Below are 22,272 nucleotides of genomic sequence, written 5' to 3'. Positions count from 1 at the left end.
ATCCACACCCGATGAACGCACCGCTGACCAGCAAGACCTTCGGCTATTCCGCCTGCCCGCATGACTGCCCGTCGACCTGCGCGCTGGAGATCGAGCTGCTGGGTCCGGACCGGATCGGCCGGGTGCGCGGGGCGGCGGCCAATGAATACACGGCGGGGGTGATCTGCGCCAAGGTTGCCCGCTATGCCGAACGGGCCCACCACAGCGAGCGGCTCCTGTATCCGCTGCGGCGTACCGGGCCGAAAGGGTCCGGCCAGTTCACCCGCATTTCGTGGGACGAGGCGCTGGACCACACGGCGGAAGCCTTCCGGGCGGCCGCCGCCCGGCATGGCAGCGAAACGGTCTGGCCCTATTACTATGCCGGCACCATGGGACTGGTGCAGCGCGATGGCATCAACCGGCTGCGTCATGCCCTGCGCTATTCCGGGCAGCATTCCACCATCTGCGTCACCCTGGCCCGCGCCGGCTATATAGCCGGCACCGGGGCGCTGCGCGGGCCCGATCCGCGCGAAATGGCGCTGAGCGACTGCGTGGTGATCTGGGGTACCAACGCGGTGCATACCCAGGTCAACGTGATGACCCACGCCGTGCGTGCCCGCAAGGAACGCGGCGCGAAGATCGTGGTGATCGATCCCTACCGCAATGCCACGGCGGAACAGGCCGACATGCATCTGATGCTGCGGCCGGGCACCGACGGGGCCCTGGCCTGTGCGGTGATGCATGTGCTGTTCCGCGACGGATTCGCCGATCGCGACTACCTGGACCGGTATACCAGCGGCGCGACCGAGCTGGAGCGCCACCTGCAGGACCGCACGCCAGACTGGGCAGCGGCGATCACCGGCCTTGCGGCGGACGAGATAACCGCCTTCGCGCATCTTCTGGGCGAGCGCAAGCGCCATTACCTGCGGCTCGGCTACGGTTTTTCCCGCAGCCGCAATGGCGCGGTCAACATGCATGCCGCCACCAGCATTGCCTGCGTCACCGGCGCCTGGCAGCTGGAAGGCGCCGGCGCCTTCCACAATAACGGGGCGATCTTCCACTGGGACAAGACCCTGATCGACGGTCTCGATGTGATGGATCCGAAGATCCGCATGCTCGACCAGTCGCAGATCGGGCCGATACTCTGCGGCGATCCGCAGGCACTGCGGCATGGTCCGCCGGTCACCGCCCTGCTGGTGCAGAGCACCAATCCGGTCGAGGTGGCGCCGGATTCCAATCTGGTCCGGCGCGGTTTCGAACGCGACGACCTGTTCGTCTGCGTGCATGAGCAGTTCATGACGGCCACGGCGAAGATGGCCGATATCGTGCTGCCGGCCACCATGTTCACCGAACATGACGATATCTACCAGGCCGGCGGACAGCAGAGCATCCTGCTGGGGCCGAAGCTGGTCGAGGCACCGGGCGAGGCACGCGAGAACCATGCCGTGATCAGCGGGCTGGCGCGGCGGCTGGGCGCCGAGCATCCCGGCTTTGGCATGACCGCGCTGGAGATCGTCGAGGCGACGTTGAAGGCTTCGGGCTGGCCGGATGTCGAGACCCTGCGGCGCCAGCGCTGGCATGACTGCCAGCCGGGTTTCCGGGAAAGCCATTTCCTCGACGGTTTCGGCTGGCCGGACGGGAAATTCCGGCTCGCGCCGGACTGGGCGGCCATGGGTCCGGATGCGACCGGCATGCCGGCCCTGCCCGATCACTGGACCAGCATCGAGGCGGCCAGCCCGACCCTGCCGTTCCGGCTGGTCACGGCGCCGGCCCGCAATTTCCTCAATACCAGTTTCACCGAAACGCCGACCTCGCAGGGCCGCGAGGGCCGGCCGACCGCCTTCCTCCACCCGGAAGACGCCGCCGGCCTGTCGATTGCCGATGGCGATGCGGTGCGGCTGGGCAACGGCCGCGGCACCGTGAAGCTGCATGCGAAGCTGTTCGACGGCGTGCAGCGCGGCGTGGTGATCGTCGAGAGCATCTGGCCGCATGCCGCCTTCGAGGAAGGCATCGGCATCAATGCGCTGACCGGTGCCGATGCCGCCCGGCCCAATGGCGGCGCGGCCTTTCACGATACGGCGATCTGGGTGCGCGCCGCCTAGCGGTCCTGCAGCAGGCCGACCAGATCGTCGAAGATATAGGCGCCGCTGGCAATCACCGACGGATGCCGGTGCTGTGCAGCGTCATAGGCAAGCGGCCTGCCGGCCGCCGTGGCGACCCGGCCGCCGGCCTCGGTGACCACGAGGTCGGCCGCCGCGACATCCCAGTCGCTCTTTTCGCTGAGGCTGATGGCGGCATCGAATTTTCCGATGGCGACCAGCGCCATGCGATAGGCGATGGAATTCCGGTAGGCGAAATCCGCCTTGGCGGTGCGGGCCAGCCAGCCATGGCGCTCGAAGGTGCGGCGGCTGGCCAGGAAGCGCGCTTCGTTCAGGTCGGCATGGCCAGAGGCCTGCACCGGCCGGCCGTTCAGGCGGGTGCCGCCGCCGGCAATGGCCTCGAAGAATTCGTCGCTGGCCGGGTTGAAGATCGCGCCAAGGACCGGCCGGTTCTCCTGCATCAGGGCGACACAGACGGTGAATTCCGGCTTGCCGTCGATGAAGGCACGGGTGCCGTCGATGGGATCGACGATCCAGCGCAGCCGGCCGCCGCGCAGGTCCTGGCCGCTTTCCTCGCTGAGCCAGTCGTAATCGGGGCGGGCGGCGGTCAGCCGGTCATGCAGCAGCCTGTCGACGGCGAGATCGGCTTCGGAAACCGGATCGTTGGGCCGCTTGTGCCAGGATTTCACGCCGCCCTGGAAAAACCGCAGGGCGACAGCACCGGCATCGCGCACGGCAGCCGTCAGCAGGGCATGGTCTTCGCGCAGGGCGGCAGACATGGCGATGGCAGCCGTCAGCGGCCGGCGACGGTCATGCCATCCACCCGCAGGGTGGGGGCATCGGTCCCGAAGCGGAATTCCAGATCATTGGCCGGCACAAGATGTGCAAACATCTCTTTCAGGTTGCCGGCGATGGTGATTTCCGAAACCGGCTCGGCGAGTTCGCCGTTGCGGATCACGAAACCGGCGGCGCCACGGCTGTAATCACCGGTGACGCCGTTCACGCCCATGCCGATCAGCTCGGTCACATACAGGCCCTCGCGGATATCGGCCATCAGCTCCGCCGGGCTCTGCCGGCCCGGAGCCAGGTAGATGTTGGTCGGTGCCGGCGAAGGCGGCGAGGACATGCCGCGCGAGGCATGGCCGGTGGTGGCCATGCCGAGCTGGCGGGCGGTGCCGCAGTCGAGCAGCCAGGTGGTCAGCCGGCCATCCTCGACAAGGGCGCGGGTCTGGCGGGCGACGCCTTCCATGTCGAACCAGCGCGAGCGGAAGCCGCGCCGCCGCAGCGGATCGTCGACGATGCGGATGCCGGGCGCGAAGACCATCTGGCCCAGCCGGTCCTTCAGGAAGGAGGTGCCGCGGGCGACGGCAGCGCCATTCACGGCGGAAGCGAGATGGCCGACCAGCGAGGTCGCGACCCGCGGATCGTAAACGATCGGCATGGCCGCGCTGTCCAGCTTGCGCGGGTTCAGGCGCCGCACGGCCCGCTCGCCGGCCTTGCGGCCGACGCTGGCCGGATCTGGCAGTTCGTCGAAATGGGTCTTCGCCTCGTAATCCCAGTCCCGCTCCATGCCGGTATCCCTGCCGGCGATGGCGGCGGCGGAAATGCTGTGCGAGCCGTTCCAGCCGGCGCCGCTGAAACCCAGCGAATTGGCATAGACGGACAGGCCGAAACCCCGGCCGGCCGAGCCGCCCTCGGAATTGGTGACGCCGGAAACCTCCAGTGCGGCCGCCTCGGCGGCCTGGGCGCGCTCCAGCAGCTGCGGCATTTCCAGTTCGACGCCGTCGAAGAGATCGAGATCGACCGGCGCCGTCGCCAGCTGCGACGGGTCGGGCAGGCCGCAATAGGCATCTTCCGGCGCGGCGCGGGCCATGCTGACGGCCCGGTCGATCAGGTCGCGCTGGGCGGCCGGGCTGAAATCGGTGGTCGAGACGCAGGCCTGGCGCCTGCCGACCAGCACACGCAGGCCGAGATCGCGGCTCTCCGAGCTTTCCACGTCCTCGGGCTGGCCGAGGCGCACGCCGGCGCTCAGCGAGCGTGATTCGTGATAGACCGCATCCGCGGTCTCGGCGCCGGCCTTGCGGGCGGCGGCAATCAGATCGGCAAGCAGGGTCTGTGCCTCTGCGGCACGCTGGCGGGGGTCTGACATGGGCGTTCGGATGCTCGGGGAAAGGGCGGGGTTAGGCGTCGGTTTTATCGTCCATCCTGTATGACATATAGGAAACAAAGGCGATAAGGCAACCAAACGCCCAGCCCAGCGGCTGCAGGACAGCCGCCCAGTCCTGCCAGTCGCGGCTGCCGATCCCGAGGCGGCCGAGCGTGCCGGCGGCGACCTGCGCCGACAGCTCTGCGGCCATGGTCCCGATGGCCGCGCCCAGCCCGGCCGAGAACAGCAGGTTCCACGCCATGCGCAGCAGCAGATGCGGGTGCCACCAGGGCAGGATATCGCGTTCGGCGGGCTTCCGGGGCTGAAGCAGCGGCATGGCAGGTGCGGGCCGCTTCAGTGGATGGTTGGCCGCGACAATGCGCTTGCGGCAGTGTCGGCGGCAGTGTCGGGTGCCGCGCCGCGCGGCAGCACCCAGACCGCCATCCGTTCGCGCAATCCGCGGATCGCCTGTGCCCGCAGCATCACGAGATCGCGAACGATCACCGTATCGCCACGGGTTTCGGCAGCAAGCTTGTCGATGAAGCTCTGGCTGACGCAGAGACTGGCCTGCAGCTCGCGGGTCATCTGTTCGAGGCGATGGGCAACATTGACCGTTTCGCCGATCAGGGCGTATTCGATGCGGCTCTCGTCGCCGATATTGCCGAGCGTCAGCGGGCCGAAATGCAGGCCGACCGCCAGCAGCAGGTCCGGCTGGCCGCGTTCCCGCCGCTCGGCATTCAGCAGGTCCATCTCGCGCAGCATGGTGCGGGCCGCCTGCAGGCCGGCCGATGCATCATGCGGGCCAGGATCCGGGGTGCCGAAGGAAGCCATGATGCCATCGCCCAGATACTTGTCGAGCGTGCCGCGGCTGTCGGCGACGGCACGGGCCAGCCGCTGGTGCACCTGGCGCAGCATGGCGATGGTTTCCGCCGGCTGCTGGCGATCCGATATCTGGGTGAAGCCGACCAGGTCGGCGAACAGGACGACGGCCTCGATATGCTTCACCTGGCCGACCGGATCGTCCATCTGCGAGATCCGCTCGGCGATATGCGGAGAGAAATGCCGCGACAGGTTGCGGCGCGCCCGCTCAGCCTCGACCTGGCGGGCCGCCAGATGGCGCGAGCGGATCACGCTGACCGTCAGCAGCAGGCCGATCATGGCCAGCAGCACCAGCCGCGGCAGGAATTCGCCCAGCCGCACCGACCACGGATCGAGGATATAGCGGATGCGCTCGTCGACCGGCATGGTGGTGATGTTGTCGAAACTGAGGCCGAGGCTGACGCCGGGTTGCCACAGGATGAACAGCGTGCCGAACGTCCAGGCGATGATGGCGGCAATGGTCGAGAAGAAGACAGTGCGGGCCGACTGGCCGAGGCCGGACAGGACCAGGAACAGCACGACATACAAAATCGTGTCGAAGCCGAGCTGCATCGGCGGCGGCAGCGGATAGGGGTCGAACGGGTTCGGCAGCACGACCGCCGCAACCAGCACAGTCATGTCGACAAGCGGAAAGGCCCAGTGCATCCAGGGCCGCTCGCGCTCCGGCCGCCGCAGCCACAGCTGGATCCACCCGGACATGGCCAGTGCGCCAAGATAGCCGTAGAGGCTGAGGGCCAGCGGCCAGCGCAGTTCGATGGTCAGCATCACCGCGACGGCGCCCAGCACAAGCGTGCGCAGGCCGATGGACAGCCGCAGGGCCTGATATTCTTCTTCCCGGACGGCCTGTATCAGGCGCTGGTCGGCCGCATCGGGTTCGTTCTTGCGCCCCTCGCCGCAGATCTGATCGTGCAACAGCTGCCAGATATTCATTGCCATCCCCGCCGGACAGGAACCGGCCTGATACCGCAAAATAGACCAGCCGGTGCGCGGGGGCGAGGACAGGCTGGCGGGTTTCCGTAGCCGCGGTCACAAAATCCTTGCGGCACAGGGTCTTAATCCGTCATTTCCAGATCGGCCGGCCCGAGCCGGGCAGGCCGAGCCGGGGCCATTTCTCGGTCACGGTGCGCACGACCTCGTCGCTCATGCGGATTTTCTCGCCCCATTCGCGTCTGGTCTCGGGCGGCCACTTGTTGGTGGCATCGAGGCCGATCTTGCTGCCCAGCCCGGATTCCGGCGAGGCGAAATCCAGATAGTCGATCGGCGTATGCTCGATCACGGTGATGTCGCGGGCCGGGTCCATCCGGGTCGAGATCGCCCAGATCACGTCCTTCCAGTTCCGTGCATCGATGTCGTCGTCCACGACAATCACCCATTTGGTGTACATGAACTGCCGCAGATACGACCACACCCCCATCATCACGCGCTTGGCATGGCCGGCATAGGCCTTCTTCATGCTGACCACGGCGACGCGGTAGGAACAGCCCTCGGGCGGCAGCCAGAAATCGACGATCTCGGGGAACTGCTGGCGGATCAGCGGCACGAACACGTCGTTCAGCGCCTCGCCCAGCACGCTGGGCTCGTCCGGCGGGCGGCCGGTGAAGGTGCTCAGATAGATCGGTTTCCTGCGCCGCGTGATGGCGGTGACGGTGAAGACCGGGAAGGGCTCCACCGAATTGTAATAGCCGGTATGGTCGCCATAGGGGCCTTCCGGCCGGTAATCGTCGAGCGACACATGGCCTTCGAGGACGATCTCGGCCTCGGCCGGCACTTTCAGCGGCACCGTCCTGCAGTCGACGAGTTCGACCTTCCTGCCGCGCAGCAGGCCGGCGAACTGGTATTCCGACAAAGTGTCGGGCACCGGTGTCACCGCGGCGAGGATGGTGCCGGGATCGGCGCCGATCACCACCGCGGCGGGAAACGGCTCGCGCCTGCCGGCCTGCATCCAGCGCTGGTGCTGCTGCGCACCGCCGCGATGCTTCAGCCAGCGCATCAGGGTCTGGTTTTTGTTCAGCACCTGCATGCGGTAGATGCCGAGATTGAAACGGTCGCTGCGGTCGGTCTTCGAGGGTCCCTGGGTGACCACCAGCGGCCAGGTGATCAGCGGCGCCGGCTCGCCGGGCCAGCAGGTCTGCACCGGCAGGCTGGCGAGGTCGATGTCGTCGCCCTGCAGCACCACTTCATGCACCGGGCCGTCGCCGACCGTCTTTGGCTGCATCGCCATCACGGTCTTCAGCAGCGGCAGCATGCCCAGCGCCTCGCGGAAACCGCCCGGCGGCTCCGGCTGGCGCAGGAAGGCCAGCGTCTCGCCGACCTCGCGCAAGGCTTCCGGCTCGCGGTCCATGCCCCAGGCGACCCGTTCGACGGTGCCGAACAGGTTGACCAGCACCGGCATCTCGCTGCGCCGGCCATCGGCCAGCACCGGATTCTCGAACAGCACCGCCGGCCCGCCCTCGGCCAGCAGGCGGGTCTGGATCTCGGTCATCTCCAGCACGGTCGAGACCGGCTCGCTCACGCGCACCAGCCGCCCGCGCTGCTCCAGCTGGGTTGCGAATTCACGCAGCGACGCATAGGGCATGTCAGGCCTTTCCCGCGGCTCTTTTCGGCCGGCTGGTCGCAATATAGAGACCGGGCAGCACCAGCGCAGCCCCGATCCAGTGATAGAGGGCCAGCCGTTCGCCCAGCAGCAGCCAGGCCAGCAGGGAATTGTAGACCGGTGAGAGATACAGGATAAGCCCGGCCTTCGAGGGGCCGAGATGCCGGGTGATGTAGCCGTGGGTAGCATAGGCGCCGATGCCGGGCACCAGGATCAGGGTGGCGATGATCAGCAGGGTGCGGCCGTCCGGCGTCGCGGTGCCCACGATGGCGGCTTCCCAGGCCAGGAAGGGCAGCAGCACGATCACCCCGGCCAGTGCGATGGCCGCGAGCCGGGCATTGATGCCAAGGCCGCTCGGCCAGCGTTTCAGCAGCACCGAATACAGGGCCCAGGCGCAGGCGGCACCGAGGATCATCAGGTCGCCGGGCACGAACCGCAGGGCCAGCAGGGCGGACGGCTGGCCCTTGGCGACGATCAGCAGCATGCCGGCCAGCGCCAGCACGGTGCCCAGCGCCTGCCGGCCGCTCATGCGCTCGCCGAACATCGCGCGCGACAGCAGGATGATGACGACCGGAGAAACGGCATAGATCAGGCCGATATTGGTCGCCGTGGTGGTCTTGCCGGCGGCATAGACCACGGCACCGCAGATGCCCATGCCAAGGCCGCCCAGCACGAGGAATTTCAGGCCGTCGTGGCCGATGGCGCGGCGCTGGCGCCAGAGTTCGCCGGCGCAGAAGGGCAGCAGCAGGACGAAGACGCCGAGCCAGCGCCACACCGCCAGCGCCACCGGCGGGATGAAATCCGCCGTATAGCGGGCCAGCAGCATGTTGGTGGCGAACAGGGCGGGGGTGACGAACAGCAGGATCTGGGCGACCTGCTGGGACCGGCTGTCGGTCAGGGACGGGGTGGCGGCGGTCATGGCGGGCCGGAGATTAGGCGCAGCGGGCGGCGCTGGCCAGTGCTTGACCGGCCTGCCGGCGCCGCGTAAGCCGTTGCCATGCGCCATTTTCCTGCCGAATTTGCCGATCTTCTCACGCGCCGGGGCGCAGCCCTGCTGGCTGGCCGCCACCCGGCGGCGGGGGCGCTGGCCGATCCGCGCTGCCGGTTCCTGGCCCTCGGTGGTCTGGTCGATGCACGGCAGGCGACTGCGGCGGCGGGGCTGCTCGACCGCCTGCTGCTGCCGCATCTGCGGCCGATGGTGCAGCCGATCCCGCCGGAGACGATCTGGGAAGAGACGCGGAACTATGCCGAGCGCCTGCCCAAGACGATGCGGCAATGGACGGCCCATCTCGACAATCCGCGCTCGGCAGGATTCCGCGCGGCCACCGAGGCCGGCCTGATTGCCATGCTGCGCTCCGACAGCTACCGCGCCTTCGCTGCGGCACTGGCCGGCGCCAGGCTGAAGCGCAAATATGGCCTGCAGGCACTGGCCTACGGAGCCGGCGATTATGCGGGGCCCCATACCGACCATCACCCGGAAGAGCCGGAGGCGGTGCGCGGCTATTTCGACATGCATGTCAGCTGCGCCGGGCCGGGCCTGCGCGACCAGTATCTGGTCTATGCGAAAGCCGGGCACCTGACCGAAATGACCGATGTGGCGAAAAGCGGCATGGTCACCGCCTACCGGCTGCCGCTGTGGCATTACACCACGCCGCTGCGGGCGCGGCCCGACCATGAGGGGACGGCGCGGCGCTGGATCCTGCTGGGCACGTTCCTGTATTCCGATCCGGCAGACGGGCAGGGCCGCCGCCCGGCCGCGGCTCAGGGCGCCAGGTAGCCCTTTTTCGGTGCCGGCGGCAGTGTTCCGCCGGCTTCCTTCACCGCGCGGATATAGGCGGCTTCCGACCTGTAGGGGCCGAACCTGCGGAAACTGTCGGGATCGCAGGGTTTCAGGCTGCCATCCGAATGCGGCATCACCTTGAAATAGCCGCCATCGCGGCCGATCACCGGAATGAACTTGTTCTGGCGCGAGAAGACCCGCCGCATGCTGGCGGAATGGTCCTTCATCGTCTCGAACTCGTTCTCGTCCAGCTTGAAGATGCGTTCGAAGGTGGCGATCATCTGGTCGACGAAGCTGCGTTCGACCACCTGCATGTTGGAGATGATCCAGCAGCGGTCCTCGAACACCCAGTAATAGGTCAGGCCGACGAAATCGCCGTCGCGGGTGATATACGGATAGAACGGGAAGGAGCGGCAGGCGATGGTCCGGTTGTCGCGCTCGCAGAAGGCGGCGCCCTTGCATTCGACGGCGCAGGACGAGCGCGGCAGGTCCTTGACGATCTTGCGTGCGGCCGCGTCATTTGGCTTGTAGCGGAACCACAGGTCGGTGCGGCTCTGCAGCAGCTCGAATTCCGCCCGCTCGACCACCGGGATGGCGTTGTCGGTGGTGCAGCAGACCGGCTGGCCGTTATTCAGCGGCGCGCATTTGCGGCCACAATCGACCTTGGCGAGATTGGCGTCGTAGCCGCGATAGAGTTTCGCGAAATCCTGCGGGGTGATTCGGGGCTTGCTCATGGGCGGACCATACGCGTCCGCATCGTGCACGCCAAGCCCGATCAGCCGAGCAGGAATGCCGCGAAAATGATCAGTCCGGTATCGCGGTTGGCGCGGAACTTGGCGAGGCAGTCGCTGCTGTCATCGGGCTTTAACGTGATGACCTGCCAGGCCATGTGCAGGCCGGCGCCGATCAGGCCGATCCAGAAGGGCCAGCCGAGCCCGGCCAGCCAGCCGACCAGGGCCAGCCCGGCCAGGGTGAGATCGAAAAAGCCGGCGATCCACAGCCGGGCGCGGTCGCCGAACAGGCGGGCGGTGGATTTCACCCCGATCAGGGCATCATCCTCCTTGTCCTGCAGGGCATAGATGGTGTCGTAGCCCAGCGTCCAGGCAATGCCGGCGGCATACAGCGCCAGCGTGGTCCAGTCGAGCCGGCCAGCCACCGCCGCATAGCCCAGCACCGCGCCCCAGTTGAAGGCGAGGCCGAGAAAGAACTGCGGCCACCAGGTGATCCGCTTCATGAAGGGATAGATCGCCACCAGGCCCAGCGAGGCGACGCCCAGCAGGATGGCGAGCCCGTTCATCTGGATCAGGATGACGAAACCCACCAGGCATTGTGCGGCCAGCCAGATCCAGGCCTGCCGCAGGGTGACCTGGCCGGCCGGAATCGGCCGCAGCCTCGTGCGGGCTACCCGGCCGTCGAAATCGCGGTCGGCGATGTCGTTGAAGGTGCAGCCGGCGCCCCGCATCACCACGGCACCGATGCCGAACAGCAGGATCAGCCAGTAATCCAGCGGTGTGCCGGGTGGTCGCGTCAGCGCGATGGCCCACCAGCCCGGCAGCAGCAGCAGCCAGGTGCCGATCGGCCGGTCCAGCCGCGACAGCCGTGCATAGGGCTGCCAGGCGGGCGGCAGCCAGCGGGCGACCCAGTGGTCCGGCAGGGCATCGGCCGGGGCCGGTCCCGGTTCATGGCCGGGCGGGGTGACTTCGGGGTCGGGCTTTGCCATAACGCTCGTGTAGTCCCTCTCTCCGCAGCCGACAAGGCCGATGACCGCTCCTGTCAAAGCCCGCCTTCATGTGACTGCCGATCTGGCGCCGGACCAGGCCGTGCTGCTGCCGGCCGACCAGGTGCATTACCTGCGCCATGTGCTGCGGCTGGGCCCCGGAGAGGCCGTGGCGCTGTTCAACGGCCGCGACGGCGAGTATCGCGCCCGGATCGATCGGGTCGACAAGAAGACCTGCAGCCTGCGGGTCGAGGCGCAGCTGCGGCCGTTCCGGCCGGCGGCGGATATCTGGCTGTGCTTCGCGCCGATCCGGCAGGGCCGGATCGAGTTGATCGTGGAGAAGGCAACGGAACTGGGGGCAGGCAGGCTTGTCCCTGTCATCACCCGGCGCACCCAGGTCGGCAGGGTGAATACGGACCGGCTCGCCGCCCATGCCCGCGAGGCGGCCGAGCAATGCGAGCGGCTCGACCTGCCGGAGATCGCTCCGGCCGTTTCTCTGGAGAAACTTCTGGCGGAGTGGCCGCCGGAGCGACAGCTGTTCTTCTGCCGCGAGCGCGAAGCCGCGCCCGCGCTGCTGGTGGCGGCCGGGCAGGTGGCAGACACGGCGCCGGTGGCGATCCTGACCGGACCCGAAGGCGGGTTTGCGCCGGAGGAAATGGAGCAGATCGGCCGGCTGCCGCAGGCGGTGCCGGTCAGTCTCGGCCCGGCCATCCTGCGGGCCGAAACGGCAGCCCTGGCTGCGCTCGCGATTCTGCAGGCCGTGCGGCAGAAATAGGCATTCATGGCGTTGTCATCGGTCTGCGGTACCGGGATACTGGACAACGGGAACGCCCTGCCCCATATGCCGGGCACTGCCTTGCGGCAGTCGCCCGCTACCCAGCACCGATAACGATAATCATTCGAGGTCACCATGTCCGGACCCGCCCAGGCGCCAGAGACGCCGATCACGTCCAAGGCGCAGCTCGTCGAGTATCTGGCCCAGGGCGGCAAGCCGGAATCCGAATGGCGGATCGGGACCGAGCACGAGAAGTTTGCCTACAGCACGACGGATTTCCGCCCGCTGCCCTATGACGGCGAGGCCGGCATCAAGCGGCTGCTGATCGAGCTGCAGCGTTTCGGCTGGTCGCCGGTCTCGGAGGGCAACAACGTCATCGCCCTGACCCAGGACAACCAGTCGATCACGCTGGAACCCGGCGGGCAGTTCGAGCTGTCGGGCGCCCCGCTGGAGACGATCCACCAGACCTGCATCGAGGTGAATACGCATCTGAAGCAGGTGCGCGAGATCGGCGGCGAGATCGGCGTCGCCATGATGGGGATGGGGTTCCAGCCGAAATGGACCCGCGCCGATACCCCGGTGATGCCCAAGGGCCGCTACGGGATCATGAGCGCCTACATGCCCAAGAAGGGCAATCTCGGCCTCGACATGATGTTCCGCACCAGCACCGTGCAGGTGAATCTCGATTTCGCCGATGAAGCCGACATGGTGATGAAATTCCGGGTCGGGCTGGCGCTGCAGCCGCTGGCCACGGCTCTGTTCGCCAGTTCCCCCTTCACCGAAGGCCGGCCGAACGGTTTCCTCAGCTACCGCAGCCATATCTGGACGGATACCGACCCCGACCGCACCGGCATGCTGGGTTTCGTGTTCGAGGATGGCATGGGCTTCGAGCGCTATGTCGACCATGCCCTCGATGTGCCGATGTATTTCGTCTACCGAGACGGCAAGTATATCGATGCCTCGGGCCAGAGCTTCCGCGACTTCATGGCCGGCCGCCTGCCGGCCCTGCCCGGTGCGGCGCCGACCCTGCGCGACTGGGCCGACCACATCACCACCTTGTTCCCCGAGGTGCGGCTGAAGCGTTACCTGGAGATGCGTGGCGCCGATGGCGGGCCATGGTCGCGGCTCTGCGCCCTGCCGGCGCTGTGGGTGGGCCTGCTGTATGACAAGGCGGCGCTGCAGGCGGCCTGGGATCTGTGCGGCGACTGGACGGCGGAAGAACGGATGATGCTGCGCAACGATGTGCCGAAATACGGTCTGCACACGCCCCTGCGCGGACGGCCGCTGCGGCATTATGCGACCGAGATGCTGAAGATCGCGCAGGCGGGGCTGGCGGCGCGCCACCGCCTGTCGCCGGCGGGCGAGGACGAAACGCATTTCCTCGAGCCGCTGGTGCGCATCGCCGAGACTGGCGAGACCCCGGCCGAGGCCCTGCTGAAGCTGTATCACGGTCACTGGAACCGGTCGGTCGATCCGGCCTTTACCGAACTGGCCTACTGAGCGCCGGCCAGCCAGGCCTTCAGGCGGACGGGATTGTACAGCGAGGCCGGGCCGGCCCCGGCCAGGGCCGGCGGCGGGCCGGCCACCTCCTGTTTCAGGGCGGCCAGCGCGGTGCGGGCCTGCGGCCAGTCGCCCTCCGCGGCCAGGCGGGCAATATCCCCGAGGTGCCGCGACCAAGCCTCGACGATGCCACGCGCCGGTGCGAGGGCCTCGCCCTGAAGCCGCTCGTGAATGAAGCCGAGCTGGCTGCGGAGCATGGTGGCGACCTGCTCGGCGAGGGCGGCTTCCTCTTCCGCCAGCGGCAGGGCGAGCGTTTCCAGATGGCGCAGGATATCAGCCAGGTCGCCGGCCAGCGTGACCGGCGTGTCGACGGCATCGGCCGGGCCAAGGGTCTCCTGGTAGGCCACCAGCGCATCCAGCAGCAGCGGCTCCGGCTCGGCGCCGGCGAATTCGGTGACGATCACCCGCCGGGTGAATTCCCGCAGCGACGCCATGCGGCGGTCATGGCCGAGCCGGTCCCGGTCCTTCACCCCGCGCAGGCTCGGGATTTCGAGCGGATTGTCGCGATGGTCGTCCGCGCGGGCATTCCAGAAGGCATGGCTGACATCGATGCGGCCATGGGCATCGGACAGGCCGGGAATGAAGAAGTCGACGGTCGCGAAACCGTTGGCATGGCAGGCCTGGCAGGACAGGCCGGCCTTGCGGGCGGTGCCGCCCAGCACCAGCGGCGAGCGGAAGGCCAGCCGCCCGTATTCGGCATAGAAGCTGTGGCGGTCGCCGCCTGACTGCTGTTCGCGCGGGCGCAGGCTGAGGGCATCCAGCGACAGGCTGCCGGGCGGCAGCCATTCCCGCGCCCCCGACAGCGACTGCGCCGCCGCGGGTCCCGCAGCGAGGAGCAGGCCGGCAAGGAAGAGCGCGTCAGTCCTGCGCGTCATCCGCCGTATCGGGCAGCGCATGATCCATCTCGCGCGCCGGCTGTTCGCAGCCGCAATCGCCCAGCAGCTTGGCCGGCACGCCGGCGGCGGTGCAATGCGGCGGCACGGGGATCAGCACCACGCTGCCGGCGCCGATCTTGGCGCCTTCGCCGATCTCGATATTGCCGAGGATGTTGGCGCCGGCGCCGATCAGCACGCCGCGGCGAATCTTCGGATGCCGGTCGCCGGTCTCCTTGCCGGTGCCGCCCAGCGTGACATTCTGCAGCAGCGAGACATTGTCCTCGATCACGGCGGTCTCGCCGATCACCACGCCGGTGCCGTGGTCGATCATGATGCCGCGGCCGAAGCGGGTGGCCGGATGGATATCGACACCGAAGATCTCCGATGTGCGGCTCTGCAGCAGGAAGGCCATGGTTTCGCGCTGCTGCTGCCACAGCCAGTGGGCGACGCGATGGGACTGGATCGACTGGAAGCCCTTGAAGAACAGCAGCGGCTTGAGGAAGCCCCGGCAGGCAGGGTCGCGCTCGTTCACCGCCACCAGGTCGGCGCGGACCGCGTTGCCGATATCCGGATCGGCGTCGAAGGCTTCTTCCATCACCTCGCGCAGGCCGAGCGCCGGCAGGGCATCGTTGCCCAGCTTCTGCGCCAGGATGTAGCTGAGCGCATCCTCCAGCCGTTCATGGTGCAGGATGGCCGAATGGGCGAGGCTGCCGAGCAGCGGCTCATCCGCGGCGACCCTGACGGCCTCCTCGCGGATCGCCGACCAGACCGGATCGTGCTTGGTAACCGGGTCGTGCTTGGCAATCTTGTTGGCGGTGACGGCCATGGGGCCCTCCTCGTCGTCGCTGTGACTGTATCTTAAGCCGCTTTGGCGGTGCCGCCCACTGTCAATCCGTCGATCAGCAGGGTCGGCTGGCCGACGCCGACCGGCACGCCCTGGCCCGACTTGCCGCAGGTGCCGATGCCGGTATCGAGCTGCAGGTCGTTGCCGACCGCGCCCACCCGTTTCAGCACCTCGGCGCCGGCGCCGATCAGGGTGGCCCCCTTGATCGGCGCGCCGATCCTGCCGTTTTCGACCATATAGGCCTCGGTGCAGGAGAACACGAACTTGCCCGAGGTGATGTCGACCTGGCCGCCGCCGAAATTGACGGCATAGATGCCTTTCTTCACACCGGCGAGGATTTCGCCCGGATCGCGGTTGCCGGCCAGCATGTAGGTGTTGGTCATGCGCGGCATCGGGTTATGCGCGAAGGATTCGCGACGGCCGTTGCCGGTCGGCTGCATCCCCATCAGGCGGGCATTCATGCGGTCCTGCATGAAGCCTTTCAGGATGCCGTCCTCGATCAGCACCGTGCGCTCGGTGGGCGTGCCTTCGTCATCCACGGTCAGCGATCCCCGGCGGCTGTCGATGGTGCCGTCGTCGACGATGGTGACGCCGGGCGCGGCCACCTGCTGGCCCAGCAGGCCCGAGAAGACCGAGGTTTTCTTGCGGTTGAAATCGCCTTCCAGGCCATGGCCGATCGCCTCGTGCAGCAGGATGCCCGGCCAGCCGGGCCCCAGCACGACCGGCATCTCGCCGGCCGGCGCCGGCACGGATTCGAGATTCACCAGCGCCTGCCGCAGGGCGTCGTCGACCTCGGCCTGCCAGTGGGCGGGGTCGAAGAAGCGGGCATAGCCGACCCGGCCGCCGGCGCCGCGGTTACCGCTTTCCATGCGGTCGCCCTGGGCGGCCACCACCGAGACATTGAGGCGCACCAGCGGACGGATATCCTCCACCAGCGTGCCGTCGGCCCGCAGGATGGTCACCGCCTGCCACGAGCCGGCCAGCGAGGCCGAAACCTGGCGCACCCGGCTGTCCTTCGCCCGGGCATAGGCGTCGATCTGCTGCAGCAGGCTGACCTTCTGCTCGAAGGGAATCTCGTTCAGCGGATTGTCGTCGCCGTAGAGATGCCGGTTGGTCGGCGCGGGCGCTGCGCTCATGCTGCCGCCATGGCCGGCGCGGACCGCCCGGACCGTGGTGGCGGCGCGGCGGATTGCGTCTTCGCTGAGGTCGGAGGCATGGGCGTAGCCGGTCTGCTCGCCCGAGACCGCGCGCAGCCCGAAGCCCTGGCTGGTATCGAAGCTGGCGGATTTCAGCCGGCCGTCGTCGAAGGCAAAGCTTTCCGACTGGCTGTATTCGAGGAACAGTTCGCCGTCGTCGGCCCCGTGCAGGGCATCGCCGACCAGCCGGTCGAGCCGGGCCCGGTCGAGGCCGGCCCGGACGAAAAACAGATCCTGCGCGGCGGAAACACTGGTCATCGCATCCTCATCTGGCTTCGACGCATCCGGGCTTCGACGCTGCCGCCGCGGTTCCGCGGCAGCCGGACGGGCGCCGTTATGGTCAAGATATACGGTCTGGTCAGGGTATATGGCGCTGCCGGCCCGGAAAATACAGCACCGGCACGGCAACATCCTGCGGCATGTCCGTACCGGTGGCGTCCGGCCTGCGGATTGCCGCCGCCCGGACGCTCTCGCCACCGCCGCCATGGCCATCTGTTGCAAGCCAATTGCAGCCCATTCCGGCCAATTCGCGCCAATGGAATGCCAATTCGCGCCGATTCCATGCCAATTGCATCCCGGCGGGCGCCAAGCGGCGCCAGGGTGGGCCTGGTTTCCGCCTGGCCAAACGGCGCGCTTCCGCCATAACCCTCTGGAATTACAGGATGCATTCTGACCTGACCGTCCTTCGTCGGCGCTTTTTTTGTCCGGCCGGATGGCGGGATGCCATGCGGCGACAGCGAGAATATTATAGGAACATTCCGAAGAAGAAAACAGATATTATTCCCATGTCTGTGCAGCCGGTGGTTCAGCGGCGGCGGCGCTCGCTCTGGCGCAGCATCTCGGCCATCTCGTCCGGCGGGATCGGCTTGCTGATCAGGTAGCCCTGCAGTTCGCTGCAGCCCACCCCGCGCAGGAAATCCCGCTGCGCCGTGGTTTCGACGCCCTCGGCGACCACCGGCAGGTCGAGACCCTTGGCCATACCGACCATGGCGCGGACCAGGGCGATATCGCGCTCGTTGCCGGGCAGGTCGGCAATGAAGGCCCGGTCCAGCTTGATCTTGCGGATCGGCAGCCGCTGGATGTAGCTGAGCGAGGAATAGCCGGTGCCGAAATCGTCCAGCGCGGCGTCGACGCCGATCTCCGCAAGGTCCCGGATCGCCTGCACCGTGGCTTCCATGTTCTGGATGGCGGCCTGCTCGGTGATCTCGATACCGATGAAATGGATCAGGTCGGCCTCGGTTTCCGCCATGGTGCGGAAATAGCCCGGCAGGTCGTCGCGGATGAACTGCTGGCCGGAAACGTTGACGAAGACCCGGCGCGGCTCGACGCCTTCCCGGCGCCAGGTCCGCAGCTGGTCCGCCACCTGGGCGAAGACCCAGCGGGTGATGGCGATGATGGTGCCGGTTTCCTCGGCGATCGGGATGAATTCGGCCGGCGAGATGGCGCCGAGTTCCGGGTGGCGCCAGCGCAGCAGCGCTTCCATGGCGCAGATCGCCCCGGTCGCGGTTTCGACCACCGGCTGATAGACCAGATGGAATTCCCCGTTCTCGATGGCGGCATCGAGATTCATGGTCAGCCGCAGGCGGCGTTCCGCCGCACGGGTCATTTCCGGGCTGTAGAAGCGCGTGGAATCGCCGCCGGCACCATGCACCAGCTTCATCGCCAGCTCGGCCTTGGCCAGCGCATCGCTGATCTTCTCGCCGGGATCGTCGATGATGGCGGCGCCCATGCTGACCTTCAGCGGGATGACGCGGCCGTCGGTGGTGATCGGGCGGGTCAGGTGCGCATGCAGGGTCTGCGCCAGATTCAGGGCATTGTTGAGGTCGTTGACGGCGGCCAGCGCCGAGAACTGGTCGGCGGCGATGCGTCCGACCAGGGCTTCGCGTGGCAGGATTTCCGCCAGGCGGGCCGCCACGGCGCGCAGGATGGTGTCGCCGATATGGTAGCCGAAACCCTCGTTGATGTCGCGGAAGGCATCCATGTCGAGATTGAACAGGACCCACAGGCCACCATCCAGGCGATGCTGGGCACCCAGCATGCGCTCGGTCTCGGCAATGAAGCTCGACCGGTTGAGGATGCCGGTCAGGGGATCGTTGCGGCTGGCGAATTCGGCGCGCAGCTCGACATCGCGGCGGTCCGAAATATCGCGGATGATGGCGGTGAAGCCTGTTTCGGCGCCGCTGCCGAATTCCCCGACGCTGATGTGAATGGGGAATATCTCGCCGTTTTTCTTGCGGCCGAGCGTGTCGCGGCCGAGGCCGAGGATTTTCGCGCGCCGGGTGCCGATGTAATTGCGGATATAGCTGTCATGGCCGGAGCGGAACGGTTCCGGCATCAGGATCTTGATATTCTGCCCGATCAGCTCGGCGGCGCCGTAGCCGAAGATGGCGGCGCAGGCCGGGCTGACGCTGTTGATGATGCCCTCGGCATTGATGGCGATGACGCCTTCGCCCATGGTGTCGATCAGTCCGCGCAGGGCCTCGGCGGCAGAGCCGGTCTGCTCGCCGTTGCGGCTGGACAGCACCGGCGTGGCCGGCAGGGTGGGCTGCTTCTGCGGCGGCGGCGGTTCGGCCGGCGGCGGGGGGGTCCAGTCTTCCTCGGTATCGGCCAGCAGGCGCCAGTGCGGGAAGGTGATCTGCGCCTGGGTGCCGCTGCCCACCGTGCTGCTGAGGGTGAGCGACCCCCCATGCAGCTCCATCAGCCGCTTGCTGATCGACAGGCCAAGGCCGGTACCGCCATGCTGGCGGGCCACTTCGGCCTTGGCGAGCTGGAATGGCTCGAAGATATGTTCCAGCCGGTCCGGCTGGATGCCGATGCCTGTGTCGATCACGGTCAGGGCCGGGCTGCCATCCAGCATCTGCTGGAAAATCACGTCGATCGCACCACCATTCGGGGTGAACTTTACCGCATTGCCCAGCAGGTTGATCAGCACCTGCTTGACCACGCGCTCGTCGGCGCGCAGGCGGGGCAGGGTGTCCGGCGACAGGTTGCGCAGCTGAACCCCGGCCCGTTCGGCCTGGGGGCGGACCATGGTCAGGGCGGAGTTGATGATGGCCGACAGGTCGATGGCCTTCTCGTCGAGCGCATAATAGCCCGCCTCGATGCGGGACATGTCGAGGATGTCGCCGATCAGCGCCAGCAGATGCGTGCCCGACGCGTTGATGTCGCGGGCATAGTCGACATAGCGCGGCACGCCGACCGGGCCGAACATCTGGTCGCGGATGATTTCCGAGAAGCCGATGATGGCATTCAGCGGCGTGCGCAGCTCGTGGCTCATGTTGGCGAGGAACTGGCTCTTGGCCCGGCTCGCCTCCTCGGCCTGGCGCAGCGCGGCCTCGATGCGCCGCTGCTGGCGGTACTGCTCGGTGATGTCGCGCCCGGAGCCGCGATAGCCCATGAAGCGGGATTCGGAATCGAAGACCGGCTTGCCGTTGATCTCCAGCCACATCTCCTCGCCGTTGACCAGCGAGCAGTAGCGGAAGCCGCGGAACGGCTCGTGGTTGTCGAGCTGGCGGCGGTGTTCCTGCCAGAACAGGATGTCCGTCTCGTTGTCGCTCGGCATGGCGATATCCCAGCGGGTCAGCCCGATGCAGCGGGCGCGCATCGCGCTGGTATTGGGCGCCGAGGTATCGGATATCCAGGAAAAGCGGTGCTCGGAATCGGTTTCCCAGAACCAGTCCGAGGCCAGTTCCGTGAAGTCGCGCAGCTTGTATTCCGCCACCTGCAGGGCGACCTGGTGGACCCGTTCCGGGGTGCTGGCCTCGGCGATCACGACGAAGCCGGCCGGGCCGCTGCCGCTGCCGCGCAGCGGGGCGACGGTCAGGCCCTGGCAGAGCCAGCCATTGGCCCAGCGGATCAGGGTGTTGCTGACCTGGCGGGAATTCTCGGTGCGGGCGGTATCCAGCAGGCCGAGCAGCTTGTCGGCCTCGCCGAGGGCGAAGCCGAGTGCATAGCTCTGGCCGAAAAGGTTGTCCCGGCTCTGTTCGGTCAGGGCGGCATAGGCCGCGTTGCAGAACACGTAACGGTAGGTATTGTCGTCGCAATACTCAACCGTAAAGGCGGGACGATCCAGCCAGTCGAGGACGTCCTGGGTCAGTTTCCTCTGAAATGGATCGAGCATCCGCAATTCCCCTGGAACCGGCAGATTAGGAGGGCCGTGCCGCCGGCGCAAGGGCGTGCCAAATCAATGAGTAAGATCAATCCCCAGCGCTTTCCCGCGCATCGCGACAAATCGTCGCAGAACGGTGGCAGACTGTGCGGACCGCATGCCTCGGTGTATCTTCCAGCGCTCAAACAGTGAGACTCAGTCCCGGATCATCAGTAGAGGGTTTAAAGCAATGGGGTGGAACTGGTTTTCGGGCGCCGGCCGGTCGGCGCTCCGGGCTGCCGCGCATGGCGCCCACAGCATGGCGGCAGGTCTGGCTTTTGCCGGTCTTCTGATCCTGGCCGCTCCGGCCCTCGCCCAGCCGGCCGGCCAGCCGGCACCATGGCATCTGGGACTGCAGCCCTCGGTCAGCCCGGTGGCGGACGAAGTCCACAATTTCCATAACCTGCTGCTCTGGATCATCACGCTGATCTCGCTGTTCGTGCTGGCGCTGCTGGTCTACGTGATGGTGCGTTTCCGCGCCTCCGCCAACCCGGTCCCGTCGAAGACCTCGCACAACACCCTCGTCGAGGTGGTGTGGACGGTGGTGCCGATCCTGATCCTGATCGTGATCGCTGTGCCGTCCTTCAAGCTGCTGTATTTCGCCGACAAGGCCGAAAAGGCCGACCTGACCATCAAGGCGATCGGCAAGCAGTGGTACTGGACCTACGAATATCCCGATAACGGCAACTTCACCTTCGATGCCACCATCGTGCAGGAAGCCGACCTCAAGGCCGGCCAGCCGCGCCTGCTGGCGACCGACAATGCCGTGGTCGTCCCGGTGAACAAGAATGTCCGTGTGCTGGTGACGGCCGCCGATGTCATCCATGCCTGGGCGATGCCGGCCTTCGCGGTGAAGAAGGATGCCGTGCCCGGCCGGCTGAACGAGACCTGGTTCCGCGCCGAGCGCGAGGGCACCTATTACGGCCAGTGCTCGGAAATCTGCGGCACCTACCACGGCTACATGCCGATCGAGGTGAAGGTCGTCTCGCAGGCCGACTTCGACAAGTGGGTCGAGGATGCGAAGAAGAAATTCGCCGCCGTCGACGGCGCCTCGCCGCGTCTCGCCGACGCGCGCGCGGCCCAGTAACACATCAGATTAAGGAACAGGGGAGCGCCATGTCCCAGGCTCACGCCCACGCGGCCCACGACCATCACGACGATCATCACCTGCCGACCGGCTGGCGCCGGTGGGTCTATTCGACCAACCACAAGGACATCGGCACGCTCTACCTGATCTTCGCGATCGTGGCGGGCATCATCGGTGGCGCGCTCTCCGTCGTCATGCGCATGGAGTTGCAGGAGCCGGGCATCCAGATATTCCACGGCCTGGCCTCCATGGTCTACGGCCTGGAGGGCGACGCCGCGCTCGATGGCGGCAAGTCCATGTACAACGCCTTCACCACGGCACATGCGCTGATCATGATCTTTTTCATGGTTATGCCGGCGCTGATCGGCGGCTTTGCCAACTGGATGGTGCCGATCATGATCGGCGCGCCGGACATGGCGTTCCCGCGCATGAACAATATCAGCTTCTGGCTGCTCGTCCCGGCCTTCCTGCTGCTTCTCGGATCGACCTTCGTTTCGGGCGGCACCGGCATGGGCGCGGGCACCGGCTGGACGGTCTACGCACCACTTTCGACGACAGGATCGGTCGGCCCCGCCGTCGACATGGCGATCCTGTC

The 22,272-nt window shown here is 67.2% G+C and carries 18 protein-coding genes; 6 read left to right on the top strand and 12 right to left on the bottom strand.

What is annotated here, in order from left to right; all coding sequences use genetic code 11:
• Nucleotides 1-11 precede the first annotated feature (11 nt).
• Nucleotides 12-2,081, top strand: a complete 2,070-nt coding sequence (locus ACEQZY_RS03430; protein ID WP_370152304.1) for a molybdopterin-dependent oxidoreductase — start codon at nucleotides 12-14, stop codon at nucleotides 2,079-2,081.
• On the opposite strand, the gene ACEQZY_RS03425 is transcribed toward ACEQZY_RS03430, so the two are convergent.
• From ACEQZY_RS03425 to ACEQZY_RS03400, 6 genes are all read right to left on the bottom strand, one after another.
• A complete protein-coding gene (locus tag ACEQZY_RS03425; RefSeq protein WP_370152301.1) occupies nucleotides 2,078-2,857 on the bottom strand; it encodes a 3'(2'),5'-bisphosphate nucleotidase CysQ in 780 nt (259 codons plus the stop codon). The genes ACEQZY_RS03430 and ACEQZY_RS03425 overlap by 4 nt on opposite strands.
• Before the next feature lie 14 nt (nucleotides 2,858-2,871).
• Nucleotides 2,872-4,227, bottom strand: coding sequence for a TldD/PmbA family protein (locus ACEQZY_RS03420; protein ID WP_370152299.1), 1,356 nt, complete (start codon nucleotides 4,225-4,227; stop codon nucleotides 2,872-2,874).
• A gap of 31 nt (nucleotides 4,228-4,258) precedes the next feature.
• Nucleotides 4,259-4,561, bottom strand: coding sequence for a hypothetical protein (locus ACEQZY_RS03415; protein WP_370152296.1), 303 nt, complete (start codon nucleotides 4,559-4,561; stop codon nucleotides 4,259-4,261).
• A gap of 17 nt (nucleotides 4,562-4,578) precedes the next feature.
• Nucleotides 4,579-6,033 carry an adenylate/guanylate cyclase domain-containing protein gene (locus ACEQZY_RS03410; RefSeq protein ID WP_370152293.1) on the bottom strand — a complete coding sequence of 485 codons (1,455 nt, stop codon included), beginning with the start codon at nucleotides 6,031-6,033 and terminating at the stop codon, nucleotides 4,579-4,581.
• Nucleotides 6,034-6,163: 130 nt separating this feature from the next.
• The gene (locus ACEQZY_RS03405) at nucleotides 6,164-7,678 is read right to left on the bottom strand and encodes a UbiD family decarboxylase (RefSeq protein ID WP_370152290.1); all 1,515 of its coding nucleotides are present in this window, start codon (nucleotides 7,676-7,678) and stop codon (nucleotides 6,164-6,166) included.
• Nucleotide 7,679: 1 nt separating this feature from the next.
• Nucleotides 7,680-8,615, bottom strand: a complete 936-nt coding sequence (locus ACEQZY_RS03400; RefSeq protein ID WP_370152287.1) for a DMT family transporter — start codon at nucleotides 8,613-8,615, stop codon at nucleotides 7,680-7,682.
• Nucleotides 8,616-8,693: 78 nt separating this feature from the next.
• On the opposite strand from ACEQZY_RS03400, the gene ACEQZY_RS03395 reads away from it, so the two are divergent.
• A complete protein-coding gene (locus ACEQZY_RS03395; protein WP_370152284.1) occupies nucleotides 8,694-9,473 on the top strand; it encodes a hypothetical protein in 780 nt (259 codons plus the stop codon).
• Here the strand turns inward: ACEQZY_RS03395 and ACEQZY_RS03390 are convergent.
• On the bottom strand, nucleotides 9,458-10,210 hold the full coding sequence (locus ACEQZY_RS03390) for a hypothetical protein (protein ID WP_370152281.1): 753 nt from the start codon (nucleotides 10,208-10,210) through the stop codon (nucleotides 9,458-9,460). The two genes, ACEQZY_RS03395 and ACEQZY_RS03390, sit on opposite strands and share 16 nt — an antisense overlap.
• Nucleotides 10,211-10,251: 41 nt before the next feature.
• On the bottom strand, nucleotides 10,252-11,196 hold the full coding sequence (gene ubiA / locus ACEQZY_RS03385; protein WP_370152278.1) for a 4-hydroxybenzoate octaprenyltransferase: 945 nt from the start codon (nucleotides 11,194-11,196) through the stop codon (nucleotides 10,252-10,254).
• Nucleotides 11,197-11,236: 40 nt separating this feature from the next.
• On the opposite strand from ubiA, the gene ACEQZY_RS03380 reads away from it, so the two are divergent.
• Nucleotides 11,237-11,968 carry a 16S rRNA (uracil(1498)-N(3))-methyltransferase gene (locus tag ACEQZY_RS03380; protein ID WP_341702194.1) on the top strand — a complete coding sequence of 244 codons (732 nt, stop codon included), beginning with the start codon at nucleotides 11,237-11,239 and terminating at the stop codon, nucleotides 11,966-11,968.
• Between the two features lie 135 nt (nucleotides 11,969-12,103).
• Entirely contained in the window at nucleotides 12,104-13,468 is a 1,365-nt protein-coding gene (locus ACEQZY_RS03375; protein WP_370152275.1) for a glutamate--cysteine ligase, read from the top strand.
• On the opposite strand, the gene ACEQZY_RS03370 is transcribed toward ACEQZY_RS03375, so the two are convergent.
• From ACEQZY_RS03370 to ACEQZY_RS03355, 4 genes are all read right to left on the bottom strand, one after another.
• Nucleotides 13,462-14,403 carry a hypothetical protein gene (locus ACEQZY_RS03370; protein WP_370152272.1) on the bottom strand — a complete coding sequence of 314 codons (942 nt, stop codon included), beginning with the start codon at nucleotides 14,401-14,403 and terminating at the stop codon, nucleotides 13,462-13,464. The genes ACEQZY_RS03375 and ACEQZY_RS03370 overlap by 7 nt on opposite strands.
• Nucleotides 14,387-15,229: a serine O-acetyltransferase gene (cysE, locus tag ACEQZY_RS03365; RefSeq protein ID WP_341702197.1), complete on the bottom strand. Its 843-nt coding sequence runs from the start codon at nucleotides 15,227-15,229 to the stop codon at nucleotides 14,387-14,389. The genes ACEQZY_RS03370 and cysE overlap by 17 nt, the downstream gene beginning before the upstream one ends.
• A gap of 32 nt (nucleotides 15,230-15,261) precedes the next feature.
• Nucleotides 15,262-16,701 (bottom strand): metalloprotease TldD, encoded by a 1,440-nt coding sequence (gene tldD / locus ACEQZY_RS03360; protein ID WP_370152268.1) that lies wholly within the window; start codon nucleotides 16,699-16,701, stop codon nucleotides 15,262-15,264.
• A gap of 547 nt (nucleotides 16,702-17,248) precedes the next feature.
• A complete protein-coding gene (locus ACEQZY_RS03355) occupies nucleotides 17,249-20,563 on the bottom strand; it encodes an EAL domain-containing protein (protein WP_370152265.1) in 3,315 nt (1,104 codons plus the stop codon).
• A gap of 286 nt (nucleotides 20,564-20,849) precedes the next feature.
• Between ACEQZY_RS03355 and coxB the strand changes: the two genes are divergently transcribed.
• Together coxB and ACEQZY_RS03345 are read left to right on the top strand one after the other, a co-directional pair.
• Nucleotides 20,850-21,677, top strand: a complete 828-nt coding sequence (gene coxB, locus ACEQZY_RS03350; RefSeq protein ID WP_370152262.1) for a cytochrome c oxidase subunit II — start codon at nucleotides 20,850-20,852, stop codon at nucleotides 21,675-21,677.
• 29 nt (nucleotides 21,678-21,706) lie between these two features.
• The coding region (locus ACEQZY_RS03345; protein WP_370152259.1) for a cbb3-type cytochrome c oxidase subunit I at nucleotides 21,707-22,272 on the top strand (566 nt) is incomplete at its 3' end.

It is taken from the genome of Ferrovibrio sp., assembly GCF_964218355.1.
Lineage (GTDB): Bacteria > Pseudomonadota > Alphaproteobacteria > Ferrovibrionales > Ferrovibrionaceae > Ferrovibrio.
This window is presented reverse-complemented; position numbering and strand designations above follow the sequence as displayed.